The organism is Pseudarthrobacter sp. CCNWLW207 (assembly GCF_037203945.1).
Lineage (GTDB): Bacteria > Actinomycetota > Actinomycetes > Actinomycetales > Micrococcaceae > Arthrobacter.
Window position 1 is genome coordinate 92,352 of record NZ_JBBCBS010000011.1, and the last position, 26,101, is coordinate 118,452.

22 protein-coding genes are annotated in these 26,101 nt (G+C 65.8%); 10 read left to right on the forward strand and 12 right to left on the reverse strand.

Features of this window, described 5'->3' with window-relative positions; genetic code table 11:
* Nucleotides 1-56 precede the first annotated feature (56 nt).
* From V9L17_RS17555 to V9L17_RS17580, 6 genes are all read right to left on the reverse strand, one after another.
* On the reverse strand, nucleotides 57-1,214 hold the full coding sequence (locus tag V9L17_RS17555; RefSeq protein WP_337352296.1) for a serine hydrolase domain-containing protein: 1,158 nt from the start codon (nucleotides 1,212-1,214) through the stop codon (nucleotides 57-59).
* Between the two features lie 128 nt (nucleotides 1,215-1,342).
* Entirely contained in the window at nucleotides 1,343-1,813 is a 471-nt protein-coding gene (locus V9L17_RS17560; RefSeq protein WP_337352297.1) for a hypothetical protein, read from the reverse strand.
* 319 nt (nucleotides 1,814-2,132) lie between these two features.
* Nucleotides 2,133-2,945 carry a bifunctional allantoicase/(S)-ureidoglycine aminohydrolase gene (locus tag V9L17_RS17565; RefSeq protein WP_337348862.1) on the reverse strand — a complete coding sequence of 271 codons (813 nt, stop codon included), beginning with the start codon at nucleotides 2,943-2,945 and terminating at the stop codon, nucleotides 2,133-2,135.
* Between the two features lie 14 nt (nucleotides 2,946-2,959).
* Complete coding sequence (locus V9L17_RS17570) at nucleotides 2,960-4,237, reverse strand: DUF6986 family protein (protein WP_337352298.1); 1,278 nt, start codon at nucleotides 4,235-4,237, stop codon at nucleotides 2,960-2,962.
* Between the two features lie 3 nt (nucleotides 4,238-4,240).
* Nucleotides 4,241-5,839, reverse strand: a complete 1,599-nt coding sequence (gene aceB / locus V9L17_RS17575; RefSeq protein WP_337348864.1) for a malate synthase A — start codon at nucleotides 5,837-5,839, stop codon at nucleotides 4,241-4,243.
* 25 nt (nucleotides 5,840-5,864) lie between these two features.
* Entirely contained in the window at nucleotides 5,865-7,328 is a 1,464-nt protein-coding gene (locus V9L17_RS17580) for an NAD-dependent malic enzyme (RefSeq protein ID WP_337348865.1), read from the reverse strand.
* Nucleotides 7,329-7,536: 208 nt separating this feature from the next.
* Between V9L17_RS17580 and V9L17_RS17585 the strand changes: the two genes are divergently transcribed.
* Together V9L17_RS17585 and V9L17_RS17590 are read left to right on the forward strand one after the other, a co-directional pair.
* The gene (locus V9L17_RS17585; protein ID WP_337348866.1) at nucleotides 7,537-8,292 is read left to right on the forward strand and encodes an IclR family transcriptional regulator; all 756 of its coding nucleotides are present in this window, start codon (nucleotides 7,537-7,539) and stop codon (nucleotides 8,290-8,292) included.
* A gap of 146 nt (nucleotides 8,293-8,438) precedes the next feature.
* Nucleotides 8,439-8,675 carry an SCO4226 family nickel-binding protein gene (locus V9L17_RS17590; RefSeq protein ID WP_197497113.1) on the forward strand — a complete coding sequence of 79 codons (237 nt, stop codon included), beginning with the start codon at nucleotides 8,439-8,441 and terminating at the stop codon, nucleotides 8,673-8,675.
* Between the two features lie 58 nt (nucleotides 8,676-8,733).
* Here V9L17_RS17590 and V9L17_RS17595 read toward each other — a convergent pair whose 3' ends face one another.
* Together V9L17_RS17595 and pucL are read right to left on the reverse strand one after the other, a co-directional pair.
* Nucleotides 8,734-10,233: a nucleobase:cation symporter-2 family protein gene (locus V9L17_RS17595; protein WP_337352299.1), complete on the reverse strand. Its 1,500-nt coding sequence runs from the start codon at nucleotides 10,231-10,233 to the stop codon at nucleotides 8,734-8,736.
* A gap of 178 nt (nucleotides 10,234-10,411) precedes the next feature.
* Nucleotides 10,412-11,320, reverse strand: coding sequence for a factor-independent urate hydroxylase (gene pucL, locus V9L17_RS17600; protein WP_337348868.1), 909 nt, complete (start codon nucleotides 11,318-11,320; stop codon nucleotides 10,412-10,414).
* 360 nt (nucleotides 11,321-11,680) lie between these two features.
* Between pucL and V9L17_RS17605 the strand changes: the two genes are divergently transcribed.
* A complete protein-coding gene (locus V9L17_RS17605; protein ID WP_337352300.1) occupies nucleotides 11,681-11,860 on the forward strand; it encodes a hypothetical protein in 180 nt (59 codons plus the stop codon).
* Between the two features lie 123 nt (nucleotides 11,861-11,983).
* Here V9L17_RS17605 and ligD read toward each other — a convergent pair whose 3' ends face one another.
* Both ligD and V9L17_RS17615 read right to left on the reverse strand, forming a co-directional pair.
* Nucleotides 11,984-13,228: a non-homologous end-joining DNA ligase gene (gene ligD, locus V9L17_RS17610; RefSeq protein WP_337352301.1), complete on the reverse strand. Its 1,245-nt coding sequence runs from the start codon at nucleotides 13,226-13,228 to the stop codon at nucleotides 11,984-11,986.
* A 64-nt stretch (nucleotides 13,229-13,292) separates the two neighbouring features.
* Nucleotides 13,293-14,663: an 8-oxoguanine deaminase gene (locus tag V9L17_RS17615; protein WP_337352302.1), complete on the reverse strand. Its 1,371-nt coding sequence runs from the start codon at nucleotides 14,661-14,663 to the stop codon at nucleotides 13,293-13,295.
* 408 nt (nucleotides 14,664-15,071) lie between these two features.
* Here V9L17_RS17615 and V9L17_RS17620 point away from each other — a divergent pair, with 408 nt between their 5' ends.
* The 7 genes from V9L17_RS17620 to V9L17_RS17650 all read left to right on the forward strand — a co-directional run bounded on the left by V9L17_RS17620 (nucleotide 15,072) and on the right by V9L17_RS17650 (nucleotide 23,865).
* Nucleotides 15,072-15,566, forward strand: a complete 495-nt coding sequence (locus V9L17_RS17620; RefSeq protein ID WP_337352303.1) for a nucleoside deaminase — start codon at nucleotides 15,072-15,074, stop codon at nucleotides 15,564-15,566.
* 15 nt (nucleotides 15,567-15,581) lie between these two features.
* Nucleotides 15,582-17,084, forward strand: coding sequence for an NCS2 family permease (locus tag V9L17_RS17625; RefSeq protein WP_337352304.1), 1,503 nt, complete (start codon nucleotides 15,582-15,584; stop codon nucleotides 17,082-17,084).
* Nucleotides 17,085-17,197: 113 nt separating this feature from the next.
* Nucleotides 17,198-18,442: an XdhC family protein gene (locus V9L17_RS17630; RefSeq protein WP_337352305.1), complete on the forward strand. Its 1,245-nt coding sequence runs from the start codon at nucleotides 17,198-17,200 to the stop codon at nucleotides 18,440-18,442.
* Nucleotides 18,433-19,386, forward strand: coding sequence for an FAD binding domain-containing protein (locus tag V9L17_RS17635; protein WP_337352306.1), 954 nt, complete (start codon nucleotides 18,433-18,435; stop codon nucleotides 19,384-19,386). The genes V9L17_RS17630 and V9L17_RS17635 overlap by 10 nt, the downstream gene beginning before the upstream one ends.
* Before the next feature lie 2 nt (nucleotides 19,387-19,388).
* On the forward strand, nucleotides 19,389-22,226 hold the full coding sequence (locus V9L17_RS17640; protein ID WP_337352307.1) for a molybdopterin-dependent oxidoreductase: 2,838 nt from the start codon (nucleotides 19,389-19,391) through the stop codon (nucleotides 22,224-22,226).
* Between the two features lie 7 nt (nucleotides 22,227-22,233).
* Entirely contained in the window at nucleotides 22,234-23,214 is a 981-nt protein-coding gene (locus tag V9L17_RS17645) for an aldo/keto reductase (protein ID WP_337348877.1), read from the forward strand.
* A gap of 3 nt (nucleotides 23,215-23,217) precedes the next feature.
* Nucleotides 23,218-23,865, forward strand: a complete 648-nt coding sequence (locus V9L17_RS17650) for a uracil-DNA glycosylase (RefSeq protein WP_337352308.1) — start codon at nucleotides 23,218-23,220, stop codon at nucleotides 23,863-23,865.
* Here V9L17_RS17650 and nboR read toward each other — a convergent pair.
* Nucleotides 23,862-24,488 carry a nicotine blue oxidoreductase gene (gene nboR / locus V9L17_RS17655; protein ID WP_337352309.1) on the reverse strand — a complete coding sequence of 209 codons (627 nt, stop codon included), beginning with the start codon at nucleotides 24,486-24,488 and terminating at the stop codon, nucleotides 23,862-23,864. The genes V9L17_RS17650 and nboR overlap by 4 nt on opposite strands.
* Nucleotides 24,489-24,568: 80 nt before the next feature.
* The coding region (locus V9L17_RS17660; protein WP_443198048.1) for a transketolase-like TK C-terminal-containing protein at nucleotides 24,569-26,101 on the reverse strand (1,533 nt) is incomplete at its 5' end.

The window sequence follows — 26,101 nt, forward strand, 5'->3', positions numbered from 1 at the left end:
CTTCCCTCATTGGGAGCGGCAGGCAAGCCCTTCTGCTGCCAGAAACCCGGTCGGGTTCAGCAGAGGGAGTTCAGCACCTGTTCGGCCAGGGCCTGCAGCTCTTCAATCAGCGGATTGACCGACACAGTGGGTGGTTCCGGCGGGTAGGCCACGGCAATGGTGAGCTGCCGGGAACCGTCTTCGCTCGTCATGGAAACTGTTCCATAGCCGTCGATGTCGCCGGTATGGCCGTGGTACAGCCGGTTGATGCAGGTGTCGTTCCATTTGAAGAGGCCGAAGCCATAAAAATCGCTGTCCTGCCGCAGCATCTCGGTCCGGCTCTCGCTGCTCACGAGCCTGCCCTGCAGCAGGGCCGCGTAAAAGGCGTTGACCTCCGACACCGTGGATACTGCGCCGCCGGAAGCCAGTTCTGATAGCCAGGCCGGCCGGGTCACGTCCAGGCGCTCGCCGTTGATGGTGATGTAGCCATGGACCATGGTGGCGGGTTCCTCTCCGGGCCGGGGGAGGCCGGTCGACTCAAGCCCCAGGGGACCGGCAATGTCCTCATCCAACACCGAGCTGATGCTTTTGCCACGGAGCCGCTGGACCATCAGGCCGAGCGCTGCGTAATTTGAACTGGAGTATTCGAAACCCTGTGCGAGTTTGCGTTCCCAGGGAACCGTGGCCGCGAATGCCAATTGCTGTTCTAGGCTGAGTGGCCTGTTCATGAGATCCTGCAGCGGTCCTGAGGCCAGCAGCGGAAAGAAAAATTCGGGCATCCCGGATTCGTGGATCAGGAGTTGGCGTACCGTCACGGGGCCGGGCGGATGGAGGACACTTCCGAACTCCGGGAGGTAGGTGCTGACCTGTTCGTCCAGGTCCACTTTGCCTTCCTCCACCAGCTTCATGACCGAGACGGCAACCATGGACTTGGTGATGCTCCCCACCCTGTACGCGTCTGAGACCGTGGCGGCTTCGCGGGTTTCCAGGTTTCGGACGCCGGCCGCGTGGTTCCACGTCTCGCCGCCGTGCTTGGCTTCGATGAGTACGGCCGGGGCTCCGTCCTCGATCATCCGTCGGCTGAACTCCTCCAAGGCTGCATAGCGTCCCGGTGTTTCCCTGCGGTCAGGAGGAGGGGGTTCGCCTGTGCACGCGCCAAAGACGAGGATCATCATCGCTGCGGTCATGGCCGCCGCGATCTTCTTTACTGTGCAACCGAGCCTGGTTCCGTCCATGCTGCGCTGACCTTCCGGGCCGGCGCTGCGGCGCGGAACCGCAACGCCGGTACCTCAATGCTCCTCGCCGGCCGCAGGCGGGGCAAGGCCGCCTGAAGCCTGCACCGGCCTTCCGCTGCGTTGCAGGCCTAGCAGCCAGGATCCGGCAGGTCTATCCTCCTGGCACCCACGTCGCTGGCGGGAACGATCTGGGTGATCGAAAGCACGGCCGGCGTCGTGTTGCTGGGGTTGCTCACGAAGTGGGGTCCGACCTCGGTGAATGTATCGCCAACGTTGAAGGTCTGGGCGGGTTCGCAACCCAACCGGCGCTGGACTTGGCCTGACTTGACTGTGGCAATCACGATTCCGGGGTGCGCATGCCATCCCGAATAGCCCAATGGGTTGTACGTCAGCTCGAAATCGACGACGGCGACATCACCCTTTGTCTTGAATTCGATGCCGTCCGCTTCGGTCTTCTGCGGTCCGTCCAGCGTGCCGATGACAAGCGGCGTGGACGGTGCCGAGCCTGATCCCGGAGTGGCGGTTGCGATGCTGCTTGTTGCCAAGGTGCCAACCGCAACGAAGGTTGCGGCGGCAAGAGTGGTCTTCTTCCACTTCATGGTGGGTACCTCTTCACCTGCAGGCGGGCTGTGCCGGCCTGGCTTCAATTTAGGTGCGGTGTACGATCGCCCAGCTTTAGTGACCCGCGCCACGGAATACCTTCTTCCGGACGAGCAGCGCCAGCAGCGGGGTAGGCCACAAGGGCCGGTTCCCTCGGCGGTGTGGGCAGCGCCCCGGGGCTGGCTAGTAAAGATATTGGCCGTGCCGGGTGTGGAAGTCAATGCCACGAGTCCCCCCTTTTAACCCAACTAGGTAGCAGCAGATGCTGTTTTGAGCCCTCAAAACGACATCTACTGCTACCTAGTTGGGACAGGGTGGCTAGGTCAGGCGGACCTGGCGGTTCATGTCCTTGTACAGCAAGTAACGGAACTCGCCCGGACCACCCGCGTAACAGGCCTGCGGGCAGAAGGCGCGCAGCCACATGAAGTCGCCCGCCTCCACCTCCACCCAGTCGTTGTTGAGCAGGTACATGGCCTTGCCCTCCAGGACATACAGGCCATGTTCCATGACGTGGGTTTCCGGGAACGGGATCACACCGCCGGGCTGGAAGGTGACGATGTTGACCTGCATGTCATGGGCGAGGTCGCTGGAGTCCGTGAAGCGGGTGGTCTTCCAGGCGCCGTCCGTGTCAGGCATCGGAGTTGGTTCCACGTTCTTCTCGTTGGTCACGAAGGACTTGGCTTCGTAACCCTCAAGCCGCTCGTACGCCTTCCGGATCCAGTGGAAGGAGACGATGTCGTCCGAGACATTCTCCACGCCCCACTCCGAACCGGCCGCAAGGTACGCATAACCGCCCTCTTCGAGCGGATGCAGCTCGCCGTCCAGGGTCAGGTTGACCTTGCCCTTGGTGACGAAGATGACGCCTTCGACGCCGGCCTCGAACTCGGCTTTAGGGGCACCGCCGCCCGGGCCGATCTCCACGATCAGCTGCGAGAACGTGGTAGCGAAGCCTGAGATGGGACGGGCGATGATCCAGGACCGCGTTTTGGAGAACCCCGGCAGGTTGGAGGTGACGATGTCGGTCATGACGCCCTTGGGAATGACCGTGTAAGCCTCCGTGACGATGGCCCGTTCCGTGGTGAGGTGGGTCTGCGGCGGCAGGCCGCCCTGTGGGTAGTAGTACTTGCCCATGTGAATGCTCCTAATCAGTGGGAAGTTGGTTGTGCCAGCCGTGGGTGCGCCAGTGCCGTCAGCTGGGAAAGTCCGACGCCGGCCAGCGACTGGACTTCATCGGTACCAACGGCGCCGCACTGCACGCCGCGCAGGACGAATGCGGCCAGCGCACGCGCGGTGGCGGGTTCATCCATGACCCCGCCTTCCGTGCGTTCGACGTAGTTGCGCAGGCGCGCGGCGGCGGCTGGGAGGCCCTGCCGGTAGAACGCATAGGTAGCGGCAAAGCGGCTGGGCAACTGCGCCGGGTGCAGGTCCCAGCCCTGGTAGTACCCGCGTTCCAGCGACCGCCGGACCAGCCGGCCGTGCAGCTGCCAGGCGTGCAGGACGTTGTCGCCCACCGGGATGATATTGGTGGAACCGTCGGAGAGGCGTATGCCCGTCCCGGCCACGGCCAGCTGCATGACTTCCTTGGCGAAGTCCGCCACGGGGTGCTCCATGGACTGGTACTCGGCCGAAATCTGCAGCGATGCAGAGTAGTCGTACGTGCCGTAGTGCAGGCCGCTGATCCGGCCAGGAACCGCGTGCGGCAGCTGCGCCACGGGGGAGGTTCCCTCAGGGCCGAGGATCAGCTGCGGGGTTTCGACCTGGACCTCGAACCGCAGCCGGCCGGCCGGCAGCCCATGGACTTCCTCCAGCCGCGAGACGGCGTAATCCATGGCCTGCACCTGCGCAATGGTGGTGACCTTGGGCAGTGTCAGGATGAGTCCTGCGGGCAGTTCGCCGGCCGCCGCCAGCCCGGAGATGAACAGGTCGAGGGTGCGCAGGCCGCGGGCCCGAGTGGGAGCCTCGAAGCATTTGAACCGTATCCCGATGAACGGGGGCGCAGACCCAGCCGCGACGGCGGTGGCCACGGCGGCGGCCGCAGCAACAGCGGCGGCGTCCTCGGCGTCGTCGCCCCTGTCCCCGAAGCCGTCTTCGAAGTCGAGGCGGAGGTCCTCGATCGGTTCGCTGTCCAGTTTCGCCTGGACCCGGGACGCGACTGCCCCGGCGAGGTCGGCCTCCTGGCCCAGCAACTGACCCAGACGTTCCAGCCCGCCGTGGGCAGCGGTCGTCGCCAGGGCCTGGGAGCCCCAGTCAGCGGCGAACGACGGCGTGAACCGGTCAGCAGGGACGTAGACCGTGTGCACGGGCTGGCGTGAGCCGTCGTCGCCCGGGTAGTTCCGGTCCAGCAGCCGGTCGGTGGCGGCCAGCTGGGTGTCGATGTGGGCGGTGTCCGCCGCAGAGAGCGACGGCGTGGGGGAAACCGCCATGCCTCAGCCCACCAGTTCGTAGGCCGGGGTGGTGAGGAAGTCCGTGTAGTCCTCGGAGAGGCAGATGTCCGCGATCAGGTTGCTGGCCGGCTTGTAGTAGAGGCGGAAGGCTTCGTCGCCGAACTCGGTGCGGAGCCGTTCGGTTTCCTCGCCCAGGATCCGCTCCACCAGCTCCCGGGTGACAGTGTTTCCGGTGTCGGCCAGGACGGACTTGTTGCGGATCTGCTGCCACACCTGCGAGCGGGAGATCTCAGCTGTGGCGGCGTCCTCCATGAGGTTGTGGATGGCCACCGCGCCGTTGCCGGACAGCCATACAGCGGTGTAGGCGACGGCGACATACAGGTTCAGGCGCAGCCCGGCCTCGGTGACCTGGCCGTCAGCAGAGGCAATGTCCAGCAGCTGGTCTGCAGTAACTGAGACTTCGGGGCGCTGCTTGTCCAGCTGGTTGGGCTTATCGCCGAGCACGGCGTCGAACACCTCGCGGCAGGTGGGGACCAGGTCCGGGTGGGCCACCCACGAACCGTCGAAACCGTCGTTGGCCTCACGGGTCTTGTCAGCCCGGACCTTGGCGAAGGCTGCCTCGGTGACCTCGGGGTGCCGGCGGTTGGGGATGACGGCGGCCATCCCGCCCATCGCGAAGGCGCCCCGCTTGTGGCAGGTCTTGACCAGCAGCTCGGTGTAGGCGCGCATAAACGGAGCCGTCATGACCACCGAGGCGCGGTCCGGAAGCACAAATTCCTCGCCGGCGTCGCGGAAGTACTTGATGATGCTGAACAGGTAGTCCCATCGGCCGGCGTTCAGGCCCGAGGCGTGATCGCGCAGTTCGTAGAGGATCTCATCCATCTCGAAGGCGGCCGGGATGGTCTCGATCAGCACTGTGGCGCGAATGGTTCCCTGGCCGAGGCCCAGGAAGTCCTGGGCGAAGACAAAGACCTCGTTCCAGAGCCGCGCCTCAAGGTGGCTTTCCATCTTGGGCAGGTAGTAGTACGGGCCGTGGCCGTTGAGGACCAGCTGCTTGGCCACGTGGAAGAAGTGCAGGCCGAAGTCCACGAGCGCACCAACGGCAGGTTCGCCGTCGATCAGCAGGTGCTTTTCGGGCATGTGCCAGCCGCGCGGACGGGCCACTACAACGGCCAGGGGCGCGTCGGTGCGGAGCGTGTATTCCTTGCCTTCGGCCGAGGTGTAGCTCAGGGTTCCCTGGGCGGCATCGCGGAGGTTCAGGATGGAGTCGATCACGTTGCCCCAGGTGGGCGTGCTGGCATCCTCGAGGTCCGCCAGCCACACCTTGGCGCCGGAATTCAGGGCGTTGATGGCCATTTTGGCCGGCGAGGCCGGTCCGGTCATTTCAACCCGGCGGTCCTGCAGTGCTGCCGGAGCCTCCGCAACCTTCCAGTCGCCGTCGCGCACGTCCTGGGTTTCCGGCAGGAAGTCCAGCTTGCCTGTCTCTGCGACCCGCTGGCGCTTGGCGCCCCGGGCGGCAAGCAGCTCGTTGCGGGTTCCGGCGAAGCGCTTGTGCAGCTCTTCGATGAACGCCAGGGCCTTGGGGGTGAGGATCTCCTCCGCGCGTTCGATCGGCCGGGGGTCTGTGACTGTGATGGCCATTTCTGGTCCTTTCGTTGGCTGCGAATCAGGCGTTGGCGAAGGCGGCTTGGGTTTCAGCTGAAACCTTTGCCGCATCCGGAGCTGTACTGGCTGCTGCGGTTGCCGCCGCGGCGTGCGCTGCTTGTGATACTGCACTAGCGACGTCTGCGGCGACATGGGGATCGAAGACGCTGGGGATAATGTAACTGGCATTCAGTTCATCATCAGCCACCCGGTTGGCGATAGCCTCTGCGGCGGCCACCAGCATTTCCGGGGTGATGTCCGACGCTCCGGCGTCCAGGAGTCCGCGGAAGAACCCGGGGAACGCCAGGACATTGTTGATCTGGTTGGGGAAGTCGCTGCGGCCGGTGGCCACCACGGCGGCGTACTTGGACGCGATGGCCGGATCGATTTCCGGCGTCGGATTGGCCATGGCGAAAACGATCGCCTTATCGGCCATGGACGCAACCTGCTCCTCGCCGATGACGTGCGGGGCGCTGACGCCGATGAACACGTCCGCTCCCGCCAGGGCCTCGTGCAGGGTGCCAGAGAAGCCATCCTCGTTGGTGTTCGCGGCGATCCAGGCGCGGTGTTCGTCGTCGTACCTTTCGCCCGAGTGGATGGCGCCGGAGCGGCCTGCGGCGATGATGTGCCTGGCGCCCTGTGCCTTCAGCAGCTGGATGATCGCCGAGCCGGCGGCACCGACGCCCGAGACCACAATCTTCACTTCTGCAAGCTTCTTGCCCACTACGCGCAGGGCGTTGACCAGGGCGGCCAGCGTGACGATGGCCGTTCCGTGCTGGTCGTCGTGGAAGACCGGAATGTCCAGTTCCTCGCGGAGGCGGTTCTCGATCTCGAAGCAGCGCGGAGCCGCAATGTCCTCCAGGTTGATGCCGCCGTAGACGGGGGCCATGGCCTTGGCAATCATGATGATTTCCTCGGTGTCCTGGGTGTCCAGGCACACCGGCCAGGCGTCCACGTTGGCGAACTGCTTGAACAGGGCGGCCTTGCCCTCCATGACCGGGAGGGCGGCGGCGGGGCCGATGTTGCCCAGGCCGAGGACCGCGGAGCCGTCGGTGAGGACGGCGATCGTGTTCCGCTTGACGGTGAGGTTGCGGGCAGCGGCAGGGTCCTCGGCGATGGCCAGGCAGACGCGGGCGACGCCGGGAGTGTAGGCGCGGGAGAGGTCGTCACGGTTGCGCAGGGCTACTTTGGGGACGACTTCGAGCTTGCCGCCCAGGTGCATCAGGAAGGTTCGGTCAGAGACGTGCTGGACCGTGACGCCGTCGAGGGCGTTCAGTGCGTCCTTGACGCGGTTGGCGTGTTCGTCGTCGGTGGTGTTGCAGGTGACGTCAACAACGAGCGTCTCGTGGTGGGACTCGGTGACGTCCAGGGCGGTGATGGCTGCGCCGGCCGCTCCAACGGCTGCAGCCAGTTCGCTGGTGGCGGAGAAGCTGGACGGTGCTTCCACACGCAGGGTGATCGAATTTCCGGGGCTCGGGTTCGCCATTGAATGTCCTCCTGGTAGGCCCGTCGCCGGGCTCGGTGCTGATCTAAAGATTTCGTATTATGGATATTATTATCTACTTTGTGGAATTACAAGCCTATGAGGTTCGTCGACTCGGGTCCAGCCGTGATGTATCTTGGGAGATCTAGGGCAATTCTTTTCACGATGCGGATAAGAGTTGTCGGAAATCGAGTCCTCAGGAGACTGGTACATGGCTGAAAAAGCCTCTGGAGGCGTGCAGTCCGTAGAGCGCGTCTTCGAACTCTTGGAACTGATCACGGATGCCGGCGGAGAAGTGACGCTCAGCGAACTCTCGTCCTCCACTGATTTGCCGCTTCCCACGATTCACAGGCTGCTGCGCACCCTGGTCACGCTGGGGTATATCCGCCAGCTGCCTAACCGCCGGTACGCACTGGGCCCACGGCTCATCCGGCTTGGCGAAGGCGCCAATAAGCAGTTAGGCGCCGTGGCTCGGCCGCAACTGAAGACCCTGGTGGACCGGCTGGGGGAGACCTCCAACATGGCTGTCCTCGATTCGGACATGGTCATTTACGTCGCCCAGGTGCCGTCCCTGCATTCCATGCGCATGTTCACCGAGGTGGGTCGCCGGGCCCACACGCATGACACCGGCGTGGGCAAGGCGATCCTGGCCCAGCTCGACGACGACGTTGTCCGCGGCATAGTGGCCCGCACGGGGATGCCCACCCCCACCTCGAAGAGCATCGGCGACATCGAGTCCCTGCTGGCGGACCTGGGCAAAATCCGGGAACGCGGCTACTCCATCGATGAGGAAGAACAGGAGCTTGGCGTGCGCTGCTTTGCCATGGCCGTGCCTAATGCTCCCACCCCCACAGCCATCTCCGTGTCCGGGCCGGTATCCCGCGTGGACGCGTCCTTCGGCGAGCGGGCGGTGCCCATGCTGCGCGAGGCGGCCCAGGCAATTTCGGACGAGTTCAACCGCAACTGACCCCACCCCCTACGGGCGCGTCAACGTACAGGTGAGGCCTCGGAGGAAGGGTATTTCCGGAGCCGTTGACCGGGTTCAGGGGTGGGCGTAGCATCAGCCCCATCCCATAGGATTTGGACCCGGCGGAGGCTATCATGGCGCAATTTATGGACGTTCATCACAACATGGTGGGAATCACTGCGGAGCAACTGCGGGAAGCCCATAACGCGGACCTGGCAATCCAGGACGACGAGCATGTTGACTTCAAGCAGGCGTGGGCGGATCCGGAATCGGGCCTGGTCTATTGCCTGTCCGAAGCCCCTTCAGCGGATGCGGTCAGGATTATCCACGAACGCTCCGGCCATCCTGCGGATGAAATTCATCCTGTACCGCTGGCCGTCTGAGGGCGCCCACCCCGTTGAAACCCCCGGCACCTGAGGTGCCGGGGGTTTCTCCTGCCAGCTAGTGGTCAGACTTTGACGACGATTCCACCGGGACTTCCTTGCCGTCGCAGTCGATCAGCTTGCCGCCTTCGTAACGGTCGCCGTCGGCCAAGCACTTGAGATCCTCCTCGCGGACCACGCGTCCCGTGCCCGCGACAAAGACCGACTGGTTTTCCGAGTTGCCGGCCTTGAGGTGGTTGAAGAGCAGGTTCAGCAGAATGGCCATCACGGCGGCGGAGCTGATGCCGGAGTGGAAGATCGTGCCGAACCAGGACGGGAACTGGTCGTAGAAGGCCGGTGCGGCGATGGGAATCATGCCGAAGCCGATGGACGCCGCCACGATGATCAGGTTCATGTTGTTCCGGTACTCCACTTTGGACAGGGTGCGGATGCCGCTCGCGGCCACTGTTCCGAAGAGTACGACGCCGGCCCCGCCCAGGACGGGTGTGGGCACCGCTGCGACCACCCGGCCCAGTACGGGCAGCAGGCCGAGAATCACCAGGATGATGCCGCCGGCGGTGACCACGAAGCGGCTCTTGATGCCGGTGATGGCTACCAGGCCAACGTTCTGGGCAAAGGCGCTCTGCGTGAACGAGCCAAAGAGCGGCGAGATGGCGCTGGAGAGCATATCGGCCCGCAGGCCGTCGCCGATGCGCCGGGAATCAACCTTGGTGCCCACGATCTCGCCGACGGCGATGATGTCAGCCGAAGTCTCGGTCAGCGTCACCAGGATGACGATGAGCATGGAGATGATGGCCGCGATATGGAACGTCGGCGGGCCGAAGGCGAACGGCGTGGGAAATGCGACGATCTCGCCCTGTCCCACTTTGGAGAAATCTGCCATGCCGGTAACAAACGCGATGACCGTTCCGATGATCATGGCCAGCAGGATGGAGAGCCGCGAGATGGTGGCGCTGCCCACCTTGCTGAGCAGCAGCACAATGGCCATGGTGGCGGCGGCGAGGCCGATGTTCGCCATGCTGCCGTAGTTCGGTGCCTTGCTGTTGCCGCCCATCGCCCAGTTGGCGGCGACCGGCATCAGCGTCAGGCCGATGGTGGTGATGACTGTTCCGGTGACCACTGGTGGGAAGAACCGAATGATCTTGGAGAACAACGGGGTGATGGCCAGGCCGATCAGCGAGGCAACGATCACCGAGCCGAAGACTGACTGGATGCCCCCGCCGCCGTGGACGATCGCCACCATCGTGGAGACGCCGGCAAATGAGACGCCCTGGACGAGCGGCAGCTTTGAGCCGAAGAACGGGATGCCGACGGTCTGCAGGACGGTGGCGAGGCCGCCCACGAAGAGGCACGCGGCAATGAGCAGGCCGATGTCCTGGGAGGACATGCCGGCCGCGGCGCCAATGATCAATGGCGGGGCGATGATGCCGCCGTACATGGTGAGGACATGCTGGAAGCCGTAGGCGAAGCTGCTGCCAATGGAGAGGCGCTGGTCTTCGGGGCGGTCAGAGGGCTTGCGGCCGGATTTGGCGGCCAGGCTTGGTTTTTTGAAGTTCACGGCAGACTTTCTGGTTCATGGCAGACGTCTTTGTCTGGCTAACGTGGTCTGGCTATAAATGTGGGGCTTAGGAGTGCCCCGCCCTGGAGTTCTTGTCCACAAAGGTGGGAGTCCGGAAGGCGCTTAAAGTGGACAAAATCTCCGGGGGCGGGGCTGATGTGGATGGTGTTCGCGTGGCCTAGCAGAAACCGGCGATGCCGGACCAGGCGATGTCCGCCGGGGTGGCGTCGTCGCGCTGGACGGTGGCCTCGATCAGGCCGTAGGGGCGGTCGGCGGCGAAGAAGACCTCGTTGGGGTTGTCGAGGCCGAACGGCGAGAGGTCCACCAGGAAGTGATGCTTGTTGGGCATGGAGAACTTGATCTCATCGATCTCGCTGTGGGCTTGAAGGACCTTGGTGCCCATATCGAACAGGGTCTGCTGCAGGGCATGGGAGTACTTCTCCGTGAAGCCCTCGAGCAGGAGGCCCTTGACGTCCTCGTAGCTCTTGTTGAAGTCCAGGGCGCTGAAGTCAGTTCCGGTCTTGAAGCGCCAGCGGGCGGAAACGTCGGTGGCCAGGATGCGGTCCGTGGTTTCAGGGAGCGTGGTGTATTTGTCCTTGGGGTAGCCCACGAAGCCGGACTGCGTGGACTTCAGGACGGTAAGGTCCTTGAGCCCTGAGATCAGGTGGGTTGCGGCGCCGTCGCGGACCAGGACGGCGGTGCGGACTTCCTGGCCATTGCGCACGAAGGAGTGGTCGTGTTCGCTGCCGTGGGCCTGAATCCGGTCCCAGCTGTAGGACTCGGCTTCCCAGCGGCCGCCGGTGACCCAGTCGAAGCTGGAGGTGAAGTGCTCTCCGAGGCGCAGGAGGAAGGCTTCGGGGGAGCCAACGCCTTGACGGGCAAAGGCGTAAATCGTGTTCTTCTGGGTGTCGGTTGCCACCACGTGGGCGTTGTCGCCTTCCCGGTGGGCGGCCTCGAAGTCGCCGCGCAACTGCGAGGTGACGTTCAGGTCTTCGATCTCGTGGCGGTCGGTGTCGCGGGTGATCTTGACGACCCGGACTTCGGCCTTTCCGTACTGGTTGTGGCCGAGGATGATGTTGCTGCTCATGGTCTGATTCCCAACTTCAGGTATGTGGGACAAAGTTCCACATAGAAATTAAGCGCGCGTTTCCCACGCGTTTCTAGTACCGTCGGCCCAACAAAAAATGAGCCGACATCAATTGATGCCAGCTCATTACGACCCTGCCTGCTGCTCCCAGGTTACGTGACTTGCGCCACGAGTTGGTTTCCAGAATAGCCCAGCAGTGCGGTGGTGTACATCACAATCTGAAAATTCAGTTTGTGACTGACGGCCTGCGAGGCCGTTGACGAACCCTGCGCCTGGAGCCTAAGCTATTTCACATAGCAGAAGTTACTTTCCACTTTGCGGAAGTTACACGAACCCGCCAACCCCTCGGAGGAGGATCAGATGTACCAGCAGGACACGCCGGTTGCACCGGCACAGACGGCGGCACCCTCAGTCCAGGAGTTCTACCTCCCCCTCGGAGGCGGAACGGATCCGGACTTCTATCTGCCGGCAGACCGTGAGCATGTTCAGGGCCGGTTCTCACGCTGGGTCCACGCCCTTCCGGGCTTCGGCCGCCGCTGACGACTCGCATGTTCACTGAGGACACAGAAATGGCCTGGCGACACCCGAATTCGGGTGTCGCCAGGCCATTTCTGTGTCCTCAGGTATTTTGTGTGTCGCCAGGCCGAGTGCGCGTCGCCGGTGTCAGGAACCAGGCCGCCCGGGCCATTCCTTGCCGGCCCAGGGGTCGTAGTCAGCGATGAGTTCCTCCTGCGGCGGACGCTTGGCTTCGGGCACGTGCTGCAGGTTCACCCGCACCCGGTACCAGAGCGAACTTGATCCGCGCATGCCGTCAACGAGCACGTCGGCGGGATGAAGTTCAGATACGACGTCGGTATGCCGGCTCTTCCACTCATCCAGCGCCGCGAGCGCCTCGGGTTTGGTCTTGGTGCGGGCCACCTCGATGAGCGGCATCACCGACTGCCGGCGGCCCGAGCCGTCGCCGCCGCGTGGTGGCTTCTCGGCGGGCCCGAGCTCCTTCGCCAGCGCGAGGAGGCTCTCGAGTGAGCCGACCGCGTCGTCAATGCCTTCATGTGGATCGCCCTTTTCTGCGAAGCGTTCGGGCACGGTCAGTACCGTGAACTGTTCCGGCCGGGCGGAGCGGACCTCGTCCCAGGTGAGCGGCGTGGAGACCCTGGCGTCGGGCAGCGGCCGGATTGAGTATGCCGATGCCACGGTGCGGTCCTTGGCATTCTGGTTGAAGTCCACGAAGACGCTCTCGCCGCGCTCCTCCTTCCACCACCGCGCGGTGGCCAGGCCCGGCGCGCGGTTCTCCACCTCCCGGGCGAGGGTCTCGGCTGCGAGCCGCACGTCGCGGTAGGACCACTTGGGTGCGATGCGTACCAGGATGTGCAGCCCTCGGGACCCGCTCGTCTTGGGCCACCCAGCCAGTCCCATATCGACGAGCACCTCCCGCGCCACATACGCAACGTCGACGATCTGGGACCAGTCGACGCCGGGCATTGGATCCAGGTCCACGCGGAGCTCGTCGGGATGCTCAAGGTCCTCGGCGCGCACGGGGTGCGGGTTGAGGTCCAGGCAGCCAAGATTCACTACCCACGCCAGCCCCGCAGCATTCCGGATGACGGCTTCTTCAGCCGAAGTGCCGGACGCGTAGTGCAGGGTGGCTGTGTCGATGAAGTCGGGGTGGTTCTCAGGCACGCGCTTCTGGAAGAACGCCTCGGCGTCGATGCCCTTCGGGAAGCGCTTGAGCACCATGGGCCTGCCGCCGGCACCGCGCAGAGCGCCGTCGGCAACGGCGAGGTAGTAGCGCACGAGGTCGAGCTTCGTCAGCCCGGGCTCGGGGAACACTACCTTGTCCGGACTCGAGATCCGGACCTCGGCACCATCAATGTCAAGGATTTCGGCCGGAGTCTTCGACGGGCTCATGCCGCCACGCTAGCAACGATCGGATGTCGCAGCCAGAGCGAGCAGGTACCGAAGTGCCCAGGGCCTAGCCGTTTACCAGCCTCCGGGCTGCGGCGGAGTGCTCCGCGATGAGCCCTGCGATGTCCAGTCCCGGAATCTGCCCGTCCACCACGCGCCATTGGCCACCCACCATCACCCGGTCTGCCCGTTCCGCCGCGCACAGCAGAAGTGCGGCGATGGGATCGTGGCTGCCCGAGAAGCGAAGATCGTCCAGCCGGAACAGGGCCAGGTCTGCCTGCATCCCGGGTGCCAGCTGCCCCAGTCCGTCCCGGCCCAGGACGGCCGCGGAGCCGCGCGTTGCCCACGCAAGCGCGCGCTCCACGGGGACGTCGGCCCCGTAGCGAAGCCGCTGCAGGTACAACGCCTGCCGGGCTTCGAGGATCATGTTGGAGGCATCGTTCGACGCCGACCCGTCCACTCCCAGCCCCACGGGGACTCCCGCATCCTCCAGTTCCAGGACCCGCGCGGTGCCGGATGCCAGCCGCATGTTTGAGGTAGGGCAATGCGCGACGGCGGTGCCCGCGGCTCCCAGCCTGGCGATCTCGGCATCGCTGAAGTGGATGCCGTGGCCCAGCCAGGTGCGGTCGGTCAACCAGCCCACGCTGTCCAGGTAGTCGACGGTGCGCAGGCCGAACATCTCCTTGCAGAATTCCTCCTCGTCCAGGGTTTCGGCGAGGTGGGTGTGCAGCCGGACGTCCAGCCGCTCCGCCAGCAGGGCGCTTTCGGCCATGATTTCCTTGGTCACGGAGAAGGGAGAGCACGGGGCCAGCGCAATCTGGATTACGGCATCGGCGCCGCGCTCGTGGTACTGGCCGATCAGCCGTTCGCTGTCCTCCAGCACCACCTCCGGAGCCTGCACCGTGGACTGGGGCGGCAGGCCGCCGTCGTCCGTTCCCAGCGTCATGGAACCGCGGGTCAAAGTGGCCCGCATGCCCAGCCCGCGCACCACGTCCACTTCAATATCGATGGCGTGTTCCAATCCGTCCGGGAAGAGGTAGTGGTGGTCGGCTGCGGTGGTGCAGCCGGAGAGCAGGAGTTCGGCAAGTGCCACGGTGGTGGCCAGTTCCAGGTCCTTGGGAGTGAGCCGGGCCCAAACCGGATAGAGGTTCTGCAGCCAGGGGAAGAGGGGCGCATTAGCAACCGGGCCCCAAGCGCGGGTGAGGGTCTGGTAGAAGTGGTGGTGGGTGTTGATCAGGCCGGGCAGCAGGACGTGGTTGCCGGCGTCGAAGGTGTTTTGGCATGGTGCCGAGGGCTGCTGGCCCGCAGCAAGAACCTCCACGATGATGCCTTCGCTGACCACCAGGCCGCCCGAGGCGTCGAGAGCATTGGCGGTGAAAGCGGCCTGCGGATTCCTGATCCAGAGGCGGGAGGCTGGACTGTGGGGGACGAGGGTCATGGGATTCCTTTGGCTGGGAGTCAATATGGCGATGCCAGCTCAGTGAAGCCCTGTCTGCTGATCCAGGTGGCCGCGGCGGAGGGCAGCTGCGGCTGGGGATCAGCGTAGGGGCGCTGCAGGCGGCCCGTCAATGGCACCAGGCGCGCAGCTAAATGTGACTGCCGGGTGGTGATGGCCCCGTAACAAGGATTTCACATTGCGAAATCAAATTTCCAGAAAACTATGGCGCAGGCCACACAGCGGTGCTAACCTCGATCTTGCCAAAGGCGGGCACCCGGACTGTCGGGAAGCTATCTACCAGGCGCAACTTAACCTTCACAGCACATGCTGAAGCCTGGTAACCGTCGCACCTGGTTCTACTGGTCCTGCAAGCGGCAACAGGCTTCCCGGCAATAAGGAAGTCGCATCATGAGTACCACCGTCACGGCCGAACAGTATTTGGCCCGATCCATCCAGTTGGCGACAGCCAACGTCCTGAACAGCGGGGGCCCGTTCGGGGCCATGATCGTCACGGCTGATGGCCAGACGTTCGACGGCGTCAATCGCGTCACCGCCGACAACGATCCCACCGCGCACGCCGAGGTCACCGCGATCCGCACCGCCTGCAAGGAACTGGGCACGTTCGACCTCACCGGCGCCGTCCTCTACACCAGTTGCGAACCATGCCCCATGTGCCTGGCCTCCGCACTGTGGGCGCGCGTCCAGCGGGTCGTCTTCGCCGCGGACCGGCACGACGCCGCTTCCGTCGGCTTCGACGACGCAGTCTTTTACGAATACTTTGAGAACCGCGACAGGGATGTCCTGATGCCGGTGGCCAAGCTCGGGTTGGACGATCCGCAGGCACCCACGCCACTGGAGCCGTTCAACACCTGGAACACGCTCGAATCCAGGATCGACTACTAGGGCCCGGTGGCAGACATGACCATCCTGGATCATTCCCACGAGGAGCATTCGGCTCCGAAGCCCGCACCCAGGCCCAAGCCTCCGGTGCCGGATTCATTCCTGGACCGCTTCTTCCAGATCACCGAGCGGGGCTCCACGCTGGCCCGCGAATTCCGCGGCGGCCTGGTCACCTTCTTCACCATGGCGTACATCGTGATCCTCAACCCGCTGATCTTGGGCGGGTTCGCGGCGGACAACGCTCCCACCGACGTGGCGGGCGGCTGGCTGTCTGCGGCCCAGGTGGGTGCGGTCACCGGGCTCACCGCCGGCGTCATGACCATCCTCTTCGGACTCGTCGCAAACCTCCCGTTCGGCCTGGCCGCCGGGTTGGGCATCAACTCGTTCCTGGCCGTCTCGGTCATCCAGGAAGTCACCTGGGCCGAGGCCATGGGGCTCGTGGTGATCAACGGCATCCTGATAGTCCTGTTCGGCATCACCGGAGCCCGCACAGCGATTTTCCGGGCCGTCCCCAAGGAACTCAAAGCCGCCATCACGGTGGGAATCGGCCTGTTCATCGCCTTCATCGGTTTTGTGGACTCCGGCTTCATCCGCGCCACGGCGGGCGGCCCGCCCGTGCAGTTGGGCGACGGCGGCTCCATCACCTCCATCCCCACGCTGGTCTTTGTGGTGGGCCTGCTGGCCATGGGCATCCTCGTGGCCCGCAAGGTACAGGGCGGCCTGCTGATCGGCATCGTTGCCACCACCGTGCTGGCGGCCGTCGTTGAGGCCGTGATGAAGATCGGCCCGGCCAGCGCCACGAACCCCGGCGGCTGGCACCTGAACCCCCCGGTCCTCTCCGGCCAGCTCGTCTCCGCCCCGGACCTGGGCCTGGTGGGACAGTTCGATATGTTCGGCGCCTTCGGCAGGATCGGTGGGCTCGCAGCCACCATGCTGGTGTTCACCCTGGTCTTCACCAACTTCTTCGACGCGATGGGCACCATGACGGGCCTGGCGAAGAGTGCCGGAGTGGCCCACAAGGACGGCACGTTCCCGCGGCTCAAGTCCGCCTTCATCGTCGAAGGCTTCGGGGCTGTGGCGGGCGGCGCCACCTCGGGTTCTTCCAACACGGTGTACATCGACTCCGCGGCCGGGATTGGCGAAGGCGCCCGCACCGGCCTGGCATCGGTGGTCACGGGTGTGCTTTTTCTGGGCTCCATGTTCCTCACCCCCCTGACCAGCGTGGTCCCGCTCGAAGTGGCGGCTGCAGCCCTGGTGGTGGTGGGCGCGATGATGATGGCGCAGATCCGCGAGATCAAGTTCAGCAAGTTCTCCGTGGCCCTGCCGGCCTTCCTCACGATCGTCACCATGCCGCTGAGCTACTCGATCGCCAACGGCATCGGCGTGGGCTTTGTGTCCTGGGCCATCATCGGTGCGGCCTCAGGAAAAGCGAAGAAGATCCATCCGCTCATGTGGGTGGTCAGCGCCGGCTTCCTGGTGTACTTCGCCCGCGGCCCGATCAACCTGCTGCTGGGCGCCTGACCGCCCTCCGCCCAGCACATTCAACGCACAACCGCCGGACCGGTGCTTTGTCCGGCTCCCGATAGGAACGACAATATGGAAACCACCGCCACGCCGGAAGAAGGAGTGCCGCCATGCTGGACCTGATCCCTTCACTCAGTTCCTGGCCGCCCGCCCTGGCCGGCGAACGGTACGCTGTGGCCACCGTTGTGGCGGCCACCGGCTCGGTGCCGCGCCCGGTGGGAACGTCCATGCTGATCGCCGAATCCGGGGCCGTCCTGGGCAGCCTGTCCGGCGGTTGTGTGGAAGGCGCCGTGGTGGCGCTCGCCCTGGAGGCAATGCACGACGGCGGCACGCGCCAGGGGACGTTCGGCTACAGTGCCGCCGATGCCTTCGCGGCAGGGCTCACCTGCGGCGGCGAGCTGACGATCCACATCGAGGCCGCCGACGCAGGGCCTGGCACTGGGTCTGACGCGGGGTCTGGCAACAAGTTGCGGGAAACCCTCGGGCAGCTCGCCTCCCTCCCGCCGGGGGAGCCTGTGGCATTGGTCCGCCGGCTGGATGCCGGCGGCAGCGGCGCCGTGGTCATTCCGGACCCGGCCACGTTCAGCGTGGCCGGGACTCCGGAAGTCACAGCGCTCCTGGGCCTGGACGGGGAACCTGGCCTGGACCGGACCCGCGTTGGGCAGCTTGAGTCATTCCTGTGGAGCGGATCCACTGGGGTGCTGCATCTGGCCGCGCCGGGCATCTGTGGCAGCGAACCCGTCACACTCCTGGTCGAGAGCAGGATCGCCCCGCCCCGGATGCTGGTGTTCGGCGCCAATGACTTTGGTGCGGCCCTGGTGCCGGCAGCCAAACTCCTCGGTTACCGGGTCACCCTAATAGACGCCCGTCCCGCCTTCGCTGCGCAGGCACGGTTTGCCTGCGCCGACGAGGTGGTCGCTGACTGGCCGCACCGGTATCTCGCAGCAGAAGCCGCAGCAGGCCGGCTGGACCAGCGCACAGTGGCCTGCGTGCTCACCCACGATCCCAAGTTCGACATCCCGCTGCTGGAAGCGGCGCTGGCCCTGGACCTTGCCTATGTCGGTGCCATGGGGTCGCGCCGCAGCCACCTCCAGCGCGTCGATGACCTCTTGGACGCGGGCGTGCGGCCGGAACGGATCGCGCAGTTGCACTCGCCGATCGGGCTGGACCTCGGTGCCGTGACCCCGGCCGAGGTTGCCGTGTCCGTCACCGCGGAGCTCATCGCATCCCGCAACAGGAAGTCCTCGTGCACGCCGCTGCGGGAGACCTCCGGACCCATCCGCCAGCCCGCCGCCCGGGCCGCCGGGCGCCCGGCGCCCACCACCATCAGCCAGCAGGAGATCGCATGGACATGAACACCATCGAGGCGGTGGTCCGCACTACCGACCCCGCCGACTGGCGCGACGGCGATGCCTGGCTGGCCGGCGGCACCGTCCTGTTTTCCTACGGCAGCTACGCCTTCGGACCCGAACCGCTCAAGCGACTCCTGGACCTGGGTTCGGCCGGCTGGACACCCGTGACCCTCACCGACGACGGCATCGAGCTGGCCGCGACGTGCACGGTCGCGGAACTTTACGCCCTCCCGGATGCGCCGGACTTGGCCCGCCGGGGCTGGCCCGCGCTGGATCTCTTCCGGCCCTGTTGCGACTCCTTCGTGGCCTCGTTCAAGGTCTGGAACATGTCCACGGTGGGCGGGAACGTCTGCACGGCACTTCCAGCAGGGCCTATGACATCCCTCTGCGCCGGGCTCGATGCCGTGGCCACCATCCTGGGGCCCGGCGGCACTACCCGCGCCGTCCCCGTGGCCGACTTCGTCACCGGGGACGGAACCAACTGCCTGGCACCCGGCGAGCTGCTGCGCAGTGTCCACCTCCCGGCGTCGGCCCTTGCGTCCCGGGTGGCGTTCCGCCGCCTGTCCCTGAGCAACCTGGGACGCTCCGGAGTACTGCTGATCGGAAGGCTCGACGGCGGCACGTCCCTCATCCTGACCGTCACCGCCGCCACCAAACGGCCCGTGCAGCTGCGCTTCCGGCACCTGCCGGACACGGCTGAGCTGGCCGCAGCGCTGCGTGACGCCATTCCCGAAAACCTCTACCACGACGACATCCACGGGCTGCCGGCCTGGCGGCAGGACATGACGTACCGGCTCGCGGAAGAGATCCGCGCCGAGCTTGCTTCCCCCGACGGGGCATCGGACGTTCCTGTTTCCGGCGACTTCTGGCCACCCCAGCCGGCCAGCAATCAGCTGCCGCGTACTTCGCCGCAGCCACCCGGCATCCCACAGCAGGAAGGGGCCTGAGCATGGCCATCGAAATCAACGGCACGGCGGCGTCAGCTGAGCCGCGCCCGGGGCAGTGCCTGCGGACGTACCTGCGCGAGCAGGGCAACCTGGGCGTCAAAAAGGGGTGCGACGGCGGCGACTGCGGTGCCTGCACCGTGCACGTCGACGGCACTCCTGTCCACAGCTGCATCTACCCGGCCGTCCGTGCCGAGGGACACGCCGTAACCACCATTGAAGGACTCGCCGGAACGACCGGCGCCGCGGGCGACGAACTTCATCCTGTCCAGCAGCAGTTCCTGGAACGCCAGGGCTTCCAGTGCGGCTTCTGCACCGCCGGCATGCTGATGACCGCGGCAACGTTCACCGACGAACAAAAGGACAACCTGCCCCGCAACCTCAAGGGAAACCTCTGCCGTTGCACCGGCTACCGGGCCATCGAGGACGCCGTCTGCGGGCACGCCGGGCATCCGGACCCCGCCGGACAGGGCTCCGGCATCGCGGGCGAGGGCCAGCCCGAACCGCGGCCCGGCGGGATGGGCGACGACGTCCCCGCGCCCGCCAGCCGCGCCGTGGTCACCGGCACCGCCCGCTACACCCTTGACATTCCCGCCGACCAGCTGCCCGGGCTCCTGCACCTGAAGCTGCTGCGCTCACCGCACGCCCACGCCCGCATCGTCAGCATCAACACAGAAGCGGCGCTGAAAGTACCCGGTGTGGTAGCGGTGTTCACCCATCAGGACGCGCCGGAACAGCTTTTCTCCACCGCCCAGCACGAGCTCTACACGGACGATCCGGACGACACCCGTGTGCTCGACGACGTAGTGAGGTTCCGCGGCCAGCGGGTCGCCGCCGTCGTGGCAGAATCGGTGCCCGCCGCCGAAGCGGGAGTCCGGGCGCTCGCCGTCGAGTATGACATCCTCGACGCCGTGTTCACGCCGCAGGACGCCATCCGCCCCGGGGCGCCTACTCTCCATGGGGAGAAGGACGCCCTCACGGCCCGGATTGCCCGCCCCGAACAGAACGTCGTGGCCGAACTCCACTCCGAACTGGGAAGCGTTGAGCAGGGCTTCGCGGCCGCCAGCTTCATCCACGAGCAGACGTATCAGACGCAACGGGTCCAGCACGTCGCGCTCGAGACCCACGCCGCCATCGCGGAGGTGGACAGCGATGGCCGGCTGCAGGTCCGCACGTCCAGCCAGGTCCCGTTCCTGGTCCGCCGCACGCTCTGCCGGGTTTTCGGGCTGCCCGAGGAACAGGTCCACGTGGTGGCCGGCCGTGTGGGAGGCGGGTTCGGCGGCAAGCAGGAAGTGCTGACGGAGGATATCGTGGCGCTCGCGGCCCTGAAGCTGGGCCGGCCCGTCCAGCTTGAACTGACCCGGACCGAGCAGTTCACCGCCACCACCACCCGGCATCCGTTCACCATCAACCTCAAGGCCGGGGCCAGCGCCGACGGCCGGTTGACCGCCCTGAAGCTGGACGTCCTGACCAACACGGGCGCGTACGGGAACCACGGCCCGGGCGTGATGTTCCACGGCTGCGGTGAGTCCCTGGCTGTCTATAAATGCGATAACAAAAGGGTTGACGCCCAGGCGGTGTATACGAACACTGTCCCCTCCGGCGCCTTCCGCGGCTACGGCCTGAGCCAGATGATCTTCGCGATCGAATCAGCCATGGACGAGCTTGCCATCGGGATCGGGATGGATCCGCTGGAGTTCCGCCGCCGGAACATGGTGCGCGAAGGCGACGACATGCTGTCCACCCACCCCGAGCCGGAGGAGGATGTCCACTACGGCAGCTACGGCCTGGACCAGTGCACGCGCCTTGTCCGCGACGCCCTGGACCGCGGTGCGGAACGTTATCGAGCGGCGGGGCTGGACCGGCTCGGCCCGGACTGGGTGACGGGGGAGGGCACCGCGCTGTCCATGATCGACACCGTACCGCCGCGGGGCCACTTCGCCCACTCGAAGCTCCGCCTCCTGCCGGACGGAACGTACCAGGCCGACGTCGGCACCGCAGAGTTCGGTAACGGCACCACCACGGTGCACGCCCAGCTTGCAGCCACCGCGCTGTCCACAGAGGCCTCGCGGGTTGCTGTGCGGCAGTCCGACACTGACCTGATCGAGCACGACACCGGCGCGTTCGGGTCCGCCGGAACGGTGGTTGCCGGGAAGGCGACGCTCGCCGCCGCGGAGGAACTTGCCGTCCGGATCCGTGCCTTCGCCGCCGGGATCAGGCAGGTCCAGTCCTCCGGTTGCGTCCTCGACGGTGACACCGTGGTGTGCGAGGGAACCCCAGTACCGCTGGCGGAACTGGCGCACGCCGCTGCGGAAGCCGGCGTCGAACTCGCTGCCGAAGGGCGGTGGGGCGGCACGCCCCGGTCCGTGGCATTCAACGTGCATGGCTTCCGCGTAGCGGTGAACCGCGGCACGGGTGAGCTGCGGATACTGCAGAGTGTGCAGGCTGCCGACGCCGGCGTGGTGGTCAATCCCCGGCAGTGCCGGGGCCAGATCGAGGGCGGGATCGCGCAGGCGCTGGGTGCGGCACTCTACGAGGAAGTGGTGGTGGACGACGCCGGCCGCGTGACCACCGACATCCTGCGCCAGTATCACATTCCCACTTTCGCCGACGTACCCCGCAGCGAGGTGTACTTCGCCGATACCAACGACAAACTGGGCCCCTTGGGTGCGAAGTCCATGAGCGAAAGCCCGTTCAACCCGGTGGCACCTGCCCTGGCGAATGCCATCCGGAACGCTACCGGCGTGCGCTTCGCATCGCTGCCCATTGCCCGGGACAAGATCTACCTTGGCCTGAGGGACGCCGCCGCGCCCACCGTCCCTGTGCTGAAGGAGGCCATATAGTCGTGGGATGGAACAGCGCAGATTAGGCAAGACCGGACGGAACGTCTCCATCGTCGGGCTGGGTACCTGGCAGCTCGGAGCTGACTGGGGCAACGTGGACCACGGACAGGCGCAGGCCATCCTGGCCGCCTCAGCGGAAGCCGGCGTCACGTTCTTCGACACCGCCGACGTTTACGGCGACGGCAAGAGCGAGCAGGCCATTGGCGCGTTCCTCAAGGACAACCCTGGGCTGGACATCACAGTGGCCACCAAAATGGGCCGCCGCATGGACCAGCAGCCGGAGAACTACACCCTGGCCAACTTCCGCCAGTGGGTGGACCGCTCCCGGAAGAACCTGGGCACGGACAGCCTGGACTTGGTCCAGCTGCACTGCCCGCCCACGCCCGTCTACAGCAACGCGGAGGTCTACGACGCCCTGGACACGCTGGTCTCCGAAGGTGCCATCCGCAACTACGGCGTTAGCGTTGAACGCACCGACGAAGCCCTCGAAGCCATCAGGCACGAAGGCACGGCGTCCGTCCAGATCATCCTCAACGCCTTCCGGCTCAAGCCGCTGGACGAGGTCCTGCCAGCTGCGAAGGCTGCGGACGTGGGCATCATCGCCAGGGTTCCGCTCGCGTCAGGCCTGCTCTCGGGCAAATACACCAAGGACACTTCGTTCGCGGAGAATGACCACCGCAACTACAACCGAACCGGCGGATCGTTTGACGTCGGGGAGACGTTCTCCGGTGTGGATTACGAGGTGGGGCTGAAGGCCGTGGCCGAGTTCGAGCAGTTGGTCCCGGACGGTGTTGGCACCGCGCAGGCGGCCATCGCCTGGATCGCCGCGCAGGACGGCGTCACCTCCGTGATTCCAGGGGCGCGCAACGCGGACCAGGCCATCGCGAACGCTGCAGCGGCCGGCGTTTCCCTCAACGGCGAATTCGACGAGGGCGTGCGCTGGATTTACGACCACTACTTCCGCGAGGCCATCCACCCCCGCTGGTAGCGCATGAGCACCCATTCCATCAGCGCCTTCGTGGAGCGGCTTTCGGTCGTGCCGTCTGGGCCGGCACGCAATAACATCTTCGCTGCCGCCGACCCGGGAAATACGCAGCGCCGGCGGAACCTGGAGATTTATCTTCAGGAAATGCTGGACCGCGCGCCGAAGGTACTGCTCCTGGGGGAGGCGCCGGGGTTCAGGGGCATGAGGATCACCGGAGTTCCCTTCACTAACCGCACCATGTTCGAGGGGCCGGCCAACAGGTTCGGACTGTTTGGGCCGGGCAAGGGCTACGCGCTGCCGGAGGAGGCGGCCGGGGTCGCGTCCGAACCCACCGCTACGGTGATGTGGGACGTCCTCGCGGAACTGGACTTCCTTCCGCTGCTGTGGAGTTCCTGCCCGTGGCACACCCATGTGGCGGGGCGGCCGTTGTCCAACCGCACGCCGACAGCAGCCGAAGCAGACCTCGGAACTCCCTTTTGGCAATCGCTGACCGAGATTTTTCCGATCCAAACTGTGGTGGCGGTGGGCAACGTGGCGCATCGCAGCCTGCTTCGGACCGGCGTGGACGCGCCGACGGTCAGGCATCCCGCCCATGGCGGGCGGTCCGCGTTCAAGCGCGGCTTGCAGGAACTCCTCTTCGCCGGTGGTGGCTAGCCCAGCAGGTAGAGCTGCTCCGGGGTGTCAACATCCTCCCCCGTGGATTGGTCGCTGCAGTCCACCTCGTCCACCAGCTCCGGGTGGGACTGCAGGAAGCCGCGTGCCCCGGCGTCGCCCGTTACCGTTTCGGCAACAGCCGCCCGGAGTCCGATGTCGATGAGCAGCGGATGCCCGCGGCGGACTTGAACATCGGCGCGGCCTTGACTGCCGCCGTCGCGATAGGCAGCTGCGGTGATCCGGCCCGGACGGTGCGCGGCCAGCAGGCGCCTGACGGTTCGGGGCGTGAGGCCGGGCTGGTCTACCAGGGCAACCAGCAGGTGATCCTGGTGATGGGCGGTGGCGTTGCCCAGCAGGAACGAACTGCCCATCCCGGACTGCCAGTCTTGGTTCACAACAGTCCGGTAGCGGTCCAGTTTGGCCATCGCTGAGACATCGGCAGCGCCGGCGCCGAGCACCACCACCACGTCGCGGCAGCCGCCGTCGAGCAGTGTTCCGGCGATGGATTCCACGAGCGGCCGGCCGCGGTAGGGAAGAAGGGCCTTGGGTCCCTTCCCCAGCCGCGTCCCGGCGCCGGCGGCCAGGACAACAGCGGTGGTCCTGATCTCAGCGGTGTTCCCCATAACTTCAGACTATCCACACGACACGGCAGTTGGCGGCAATCTCCTCAACGGGCATTGCCGCCAACTTGCCATCTGGTAGGTCAGGCGTCGCCGCCCGCGCCTCCGGTGGTGCCGGCGTTGACGTCAAGGAGCTTGTAACGGTCCATGGCGTATTGCGGTGCGCCTTCCTCCACGTCGCCCCTCGCCGCGAGCAACTGCAGCGTCTTCACCACGATGGAATGGGTGTCGTTCTTGAAAAAGCGGCGTGCTGCTGCGCGGGTGTCGGAGAAGCCGAAGCCGTCCGCGCCGAGCGAGGCAAACTCGTTTGGCAGGAACTGGCGGATCTGGTCCGGGACGGCCTTCATGTAGTCCGAGACGGCCACGATGGGACCCTGGGCGTCGGCCAGTTGCTTCGCCACAAACGGTGTCCTGGCGGGTTCGCCGGGGTTGAGGAACGCTTCTTCCTCGGCAGCGAGGCCGTCGCGGCGCAGTTCGTTCCAGGACGTGACGGACCAGACGTCGGCTGAGACGCCCCAGTCCTCGGCCAGGAGCCGCTGGGCTTCCAGCGCCCACGGCACCGAGACGCCGGAGGCCAGGATCTGGGTCCGGGGACCGTCGATCTTTGCCGGAGCCAGCAGGTAGATGCCTTTGAGGACGCCTTCGACGTCGAGCTCTTCGGGTTCGGCCGGCTGGGTGATCGGTTCGTTGTACACCGTCAGGTAGTACATCAGGTTCCGGTCGGTGGAGTCCGGTCCGTACATCCGTTCGATGCCGTCTCGGATGATGTGGCCCATTTCGTAGCCGTAGGCGGGGTCGTAGGTGACCACGGCGGGGTTGGTGGCGGCGAGGATGGGGGAGTGGCCGTCGGCGTGCTGGAGCCCTTCGCCGGTGAGGGTGGTCCGTCCTGCGGTGGCGCCGATGATGAAGCCTCGGGTCATTTGGTCCGCTGCTGCCCAGAAGGCGTCGCCGGTGCGCTGGAAGCCGAACATGGAGTAGAACACGTAGACCGGGATCAGGGGCACGCCGTGCGTGGCATAGGCAGTGCCGGCGGCGGTGAAGGCTGCGACGGCCCCGGCTTCGTTGATGCCGGGGTGGATCAGCTGGCCCTGCGCGGATTCCTTGTAGGCCAGGACGAGGTCCCGGTCCACGGACAGGTAGTTCTGGCCGCCCGGGTTGTAGATCTTCGCCGTCGGGAAGAACGCGTCCATGCCGAAGGTCCGGGATTCGTCCGGCACGATGGGCACAATCCGGTGCCCGAACTTCTTGTCGCGGAGCAGGTCCTTCAGGAGCCGGACAAAGGCCATAGTGGTGGCGGCCTGCTGCTTGCCCGTGCCGCGCTTGGCGACGTCGAACGTCTTCGCCTCGGGCAGTTCAACGGCCTGGTGGTTCGGCCGCCTTTCGGGGACCGCGCCGCCCAGCACCCTTCTCCGCTCGAGGAGATAGGCGATCTCGGGCGCATCTGCACCGGGGTGGTAGTAGGGCGGGCTGTAAGGGTCTTCCTCCAGCCGGGCATCGGAAATGGGGATCCGGAGGTAGTCGCGGAATTCCTTGAGGTCCTCGAGGGTGAGTTTTTTCATCTGGTGGGTGGCGTTGCGGCCTTCGAAGTGGGGTCCGAGTCCGTAGCCCTTGACGGT